At 58.4% G+C, this 5722-nt stretch carries 4 protein-coding genes; all 4 read left to right on the top strand.

Annotation, left to right across the window (positions count from 1 at the left end; genetic code table 11):
- Positions 1-867: AMP-binding protein (locus IH971_10635; protein ID MCH7498293.1), on the top strand; the 867-nt coding region annotated here is incomplete at its 5' end.
- On the top strand, positions 861-1130 hold the full coding sequence (locus IH971_10640) for a hypothetical protein (GenBank protein MCH7498294.1): 270 nt from the start codon (positions 861-863) through the stop codon (positions 1128-1130). The genes IH971_10635 and IH971_10640, both read left to right, overlap by 7 nt.
- A gap of 127 nt (positions 1131-1257) precedes the next feature.
- Entirely contained in the window at positions 1258-5139 is a 3882-nt protein-coding gene (locus IH971_10645) for a T9SS type A sorting domain-containing protein (protein ID MCH7498295.1), read from the top strand.
- Positions 5140-5223: 84 nt separating this feature from the next.
- Positions 5224-5722, top strand: a 499-nt coding sequence (locus IH971_10650) for a hypothetical protein (protein MCH7498296.1), incomplete at its 3' end; no start/stop codon positions are given.

Raw genomic sequence — 5722 nt, forward strand, 5'->3', positions numbered from 1 at the left:
ACAAAACCCCATAAAGGCGGAGGTAGACCTCTCTGGGTTCCTTCTCAACGCCTTATTGACAATTCCAACCTTTCAAGATTTATTACATTCGTCAACAACCATTTCAATCTCTCAATTACAAATTATTCCGGTCTGTACAACTGGTCAGTTACTGAAATTAAGGATTTCTGGAAAGCTGTCTGGGATTTTGCAGAAATTATTTGCTCAAGGCAGTACGACAAGATCCTTACAAATCCCGTTATGCCGGGAGCAAAGTGGTTTGTAGGAGCAAGACTGAATTTTGCTGAAAATTTACTACGTTTTAGAGATAAATCCACTGCGATAATCTCCCATGACGAAACCGGGATTACAAGTAGGATCACCTATGACGAACTGTATCAGAAAGTATCCGTTTGCGCAGCAGGATTGCGGGAGCTTGGCGTTGCAAAAGGCGACCGGGTAGCCGCATATATCACGAATACACCTGAAGCTGTAATAGCAATGCTCGCAGCTTCAAGCATCGGAGCCGTATGGTCTTCATGTTCACCCGACTTTGGAATTCAGGGCGTTCTCGACCGGTTTTCGCAGATCAAGCCAAAAGTATTGATCGCAGTTGCTGAATATCGATACAACGGGAAAAAATACGATTGTTCTGATAAAATAGCTAAAATCGTCTTCGGATTGGAAGAACTGCGAAAAACAATAATAATTCATCCACCGGAAACAAATTCCGAGTTGATTGGCGGTTCTATAAGCTGGAATGAATTCATGAACAGGTCTGCGCCCCCGATCGAATTTGAACAACTGCCCTTCGATCATCCGTTATATATCCTTTATTCATCCGGGACTACCGGGGCGAAATTGATGGCTTGCTGGAAGAGATGGTAGAGATTGCCAAGGAGATTGTCGAGTTTGAAGTTGGCCCACTGGAGCCAAGCGAGCAGGCGCTGCAACCTGAGGAACAAGCCCAACCCGCCACCCAGCAGCCCGTCGCCGTAGTTCAAAGGCAAGGGCGCGGCCGGAGTATGCTCTGGATCGTGCTGGGTCTGGCCGCAGCCGGTGGCGGCGTCTACGCGCTCACGCTGGGAGGGGATGGTCCCCCACCGGTCGAAGCTCCCACTGTGGGTTTCCCGCCACTGCCGCCGCAATGATACGTGGCAACGCCTTGATTATGGCCAGAACGCTTTTATTGCACTCATTCTGCTTGCTGACCCGGTGGTGCGAACATTCACGGCCGCCGCGCTCACCACGCCAATTGATCAACCGAAGGATTTGGCTATGACGCCTTCTTATGCCCGCACCAGCCTGCTCATCGCCGCCCTGCTGACGGCGCTACCACTTTCGGCCCAGGAGAAAGTACTCCCCCAATCCGCCCGTGGCTGGGCTGCCGGCCAGCTGGCCAAAAGCAGCCGGACGTCGGGGCTTAACGGACCGGATGAAACGGTGCTGAACATTAACAATATCTCGCTTTGGGTCGACCGGCAGGCATTTTTCCCATGGAACTCGGTAATTCGCCTCTCCTTGGGTAACCTTCTGGTAGCAGGTGAGTATCCCAAGGGGAAGGGCGCCCTGATTTTCACCGAAGGGATAGTGTGGGGTGCCAAGGTTGACGATCAGGGTTCCCGGGATGGCAGCCGCGCCAGGGTGCGGGTTAGTGGCAACACCTTCGCCCCGGGACTCAACCCGGGAAAAGTGCTGTATGATGGTTCTGGCGTTGTGACCGGTGGGGAAGATCCTGCCGACCGCCACGTCTGGCGTGTGCGGCGGGATTATCAGACGGCCGATCTGACGGAGGACGCCGCCAGCTTCTTCGTCAAGCTGGTCGAGGAGGTGACCGCCGCCGACCTTCAGGCCCTCTATGACCAGTACGACTACGACTGGCAGAACTGGCCCGTTGGCGAGGGCGCCCCTTTTGAGGACCTGGACGGGAACGGCAGCTACTTAGCTACCGTAGACATCCCGGGCGTCCCGGGCGCTGACCAGACCATCTGGCTGGTGGCCAATGACCTGCCACCCTTCATCCATGATTTTGATGGGGACGGAGTCCTGGATACCTTGGACGTCAGCCCCTGGCCCTACGCCTCCCCGCCCACCGGCATGGAGCTGCAACTCACCCTGTGGGCCTATGATCTACCGGCCGACCATCCCCTGGGTAACATGTTGTTCAAGCGCGCCCGCCTGATCTACACCGGCCTGCCCGATGGCCCCGCCGATGCCAAGCTGGACACCGTCTACTTCGCCCAGTGGTCCGACCCGGACCTGGATTTCTTTAACGACGATTTTGTGGGAGCTGATACTGTTCTGTCCCTGGGCTACGTCTACAATGGGAATGTTACAGATTTTATCGCCGAAGACTTTGGGCTGCCAGTAGCGGCCGGCGGTTACGACTTCCTCCAGGGACCCATCGTGGCGGGCGATACCCTGGGGATGACCGCTTTCACTTTCTTTGCCTCCAGGTCCCCTATCAGCGACCCGGACCTGGGGTTATACGGAGGCACCCTCCAGTTCTTCAACCTGATGGAAGGCTTTCTGCCCCGGCCCGAATATCCGGCCCAGGAGCCCTGGCTTGATCCCGTCACGGGACAAGCCACCAAGTTTGCACTGTCGGGGGACCCGGTGGCGGGCCAGGGCTGGCTTGACGGCATCGAGCTGCCCCCCGGCGACCGCCGGCTGGTTATGTCCACCGGCCCCTTTGCCATGGCCCTGGGGGATACCCAGGAGGTGGTGCTGGCCCTCATTGGCGCCCTGGGGGTGGATAATCTGACCTCCGTCCTGGTCCTCAGACATTACGATAGGTTTGCCCAGGTGGCCTACGATAACGGGTTCGCCCAGCTGCAGCTGCCTCCGGCCCCGGTGGTGGTGGCCGCTGGACTGGATGGGCGGGTCACCTTGACCTGGGGGGATGAAGCGGAATCTTTCACCAGTGGCGGCTATCAATTTGAGGGCTACAACGTCTATCTGAGCGCAGCTCCCGACGGGCCCTGGGAGCGCCTGGCCACTTTTGATATCACCAACGGCGTGGGCGCGATACTTGATGAAGTGGTTGACTCTGAATTGGGGGTGCCGGTGACGATACCGGTGCAAAACGGGGGTGATACCGGGATTCAGCACTTTATTGAGATCAATGCCGATGCCGCCGGCCAGCCGCTCAGCAATGGCCAGACCTACTATATCTCTGTGAACAGCTATGCGTATTGGTCAGCGCCGGAGGCCTTTCCCCGGACGCTGGAATCTGACTTTGCGCCCCTGGAGGTCATGCCCGTCGGCCCCATAGCGGGTACCGATTACGGTGGCGCCACGGCCGACCCGGTGGTCACGCACTCAGCTGGCATCAGTGGCGGTGAGGTCCTGGTGACCGTTGTCGATCCCACCCAGGTAACCGGGCACGACTATACCATCACCTTTGGGGATGTTGAAGGGCAATTGGTCTGGAATCTTATTGATGTCGACTCTGGCATCGTTGTTCTCGAGAGTATAACCAACCAGAGTGGGGACCTGGCCAATCCTGTCGTGGACGGCCTCCTGGTCCAGGTTTTCAGCAATACGGTCGGATTTGCTTCCAATCAACATAATGAGGCCGCCGGGATTGTCGAGGTAGCCTACGGCGGCACGGCCCTTACCCCTGCTGAATATGATCTTGCCGGTGCTCCCTTTAACGGTAATACCGTCTGGCATGACAGTAGCTCCAACGGGAGCTACTATGTGAGTGCCGGCGGCGGGGCCGGAAATATAGAGCGGCTGGCAGTAACCCTTGAGACCGCCGGGCTCCATGACCTCGAGTTGCGTTTCACGGCTGAAGGTAGTTACGGCGTGTGGGGTTTCGATTTCCCCGGGGACACGACGGGTCCCGTCCCCTTTGAGCTGTGGGACATTGGTAGTGCTACCCCGGACGATCCCAGCGACGACGTGCGGCTTGTCCCGGTCCTTTTCTCTGGCGGTGGGACCCTGGCTGTTTACGAGATCAGCGCGGACACACCCGATCCGGCCCTCGGGAACCCGGCCACTGATTATGTCTACTTCGCTCATGCTCCCCAACCGGATTATGACAACTTTGCAGCCGATGCCGCTGATGGAGTTCAGGACGATCCGCCCCCCATCGGGTCGTTTCTATCGATCCGCAGGATGATCATCGGGAAATTGGACGGGGATGTCAGCTTGCCGCCCGCTGGCACGACCATCAGGTTCAACACCAACAAACCCACTACGACCGCTGACGTCTTTGAGTTCACCACCACGGCCGCCACGCCATTTACTGTCGAGAAGGGTGATGTGAACGCCGATAGTTTGATCAATATCGCTGACGTGGTCATGCTGATCAATTTTATCCTGCAAATTGATGCCCCCACTGGCGCGCAAGCCTATGCGGCGGACTACAACAGCGACTTGCGGCTAGATATTGCCGATGTCGTGGGCACGGTCAGGGCGATTCTTGGCCTTGGCAAGGTGGTGGCCGAGGCCGGGCCGGCGGAGGGTGCCGTGGCCCTGAGCATACCGGCGTTCGTGCCGGTCCAGGATGGTGGCATCAGTCTGCCCGTTAATCTGGAGACGGACCGGCCCATCGCGGGGCTGCAGTTTGGGTTGGCCTACGATCCCGAGCTACTCCGGCCCCTGCCCCCGAGACTGATGGGTGCGCAATGGCAGGGTATCACCGTGATGCACCACGCCACAGAGGATGGCAACGTGCTCTATCTGTTCTATGCCCTGCAGGGCGGGAGGACCGTACCCGACCTCAGCACCGCCCGGTTCCCGTTCGACGTCCTGAACGAGAGCGCTGCTGCTCCCGCGAAACTCACGCTGCAGAACGCGGTCGTCGCCGATCTTCAGGGGGAGCACGTGGAGCTGCTGCTGGGGAACACCGTTGCCTCCACACAGAGCCTGCCGGAAGCCTTCGCTCTGCATCCCAATTTTCCCAATCCGTTCAACGCCCAGACGGTCCTTCGCTTCGATCTACCGGAGGGCCGGATGACCAAGCTGCTGATCTATAACCTGCTGGGGCAAACGGTGAGGACGCTGGTTAGCCGCGACATGGGGGCCGGCCGGCACGCCATTGTTTGGGGCGGCCTGGATGACCAGGGCCACGATCTGCCGTCCGGGATTTATTTTGCCAGGCTCACAACGGACGATTTTGTGAAGACCCTCAAGATGACGCTACTGAAATGAGGCTGCTCTCGCGGGATTTGAAAAGAATCCATTGGCTCAGGCCCGGCGGGGTCACGACCATCAGCAACGGATACGGCTAGCTGAATGGCAGGATCCCTGGGACAGAAAAACCGCCATATCCTGGCCCCTTTGCTGTGGCTGTGCTCCGGGGCCTGGCTGTCCGCGCAGACCGATTTCCTGTGGCTCGAGGACGGCGCCGGTAGCGCCGGTGGCAACGATTACGCGGTAGACCTCAGCCTGGTAAATGCTAATGAACTGGGCGGCTTCCAATTTGTGTTGACCTATGACACCGCCGCTCTGTCCATCGACACCGTCATAGCGCTGGAGAGGGTTTCCGATGTGGACCTGTTTTATGACCAGACCTTTCCGGGCGAAGTCGCCGTCCTGGTCGCCGGTCTGTCCGGCGGGGTCGTGGAGCCGGGTGTAGGGGGTGTCGTTCGATTCGAGCTGTCCGTAAAAGCCGGGGCCGTACAAGGGGCAAGTCCGCTGACGGTGCGGGAGATTGACTTTTCCGATCCCGTCGGCAACACCCGCCCGTCCGCAGCCGTGGATGGTACCTTCATAGTTCAAGGGGCCCATGTTC

Source organism: Candidatus Neomarinimicrobiota bacterium (genome assembly GCA_022560655.1).
Taxonomy (GTDB): Bacteria; Fidelibacterota; Marinisomatia; order SCGC-AAA003-L08; family TS1B11; genus JADFSS01.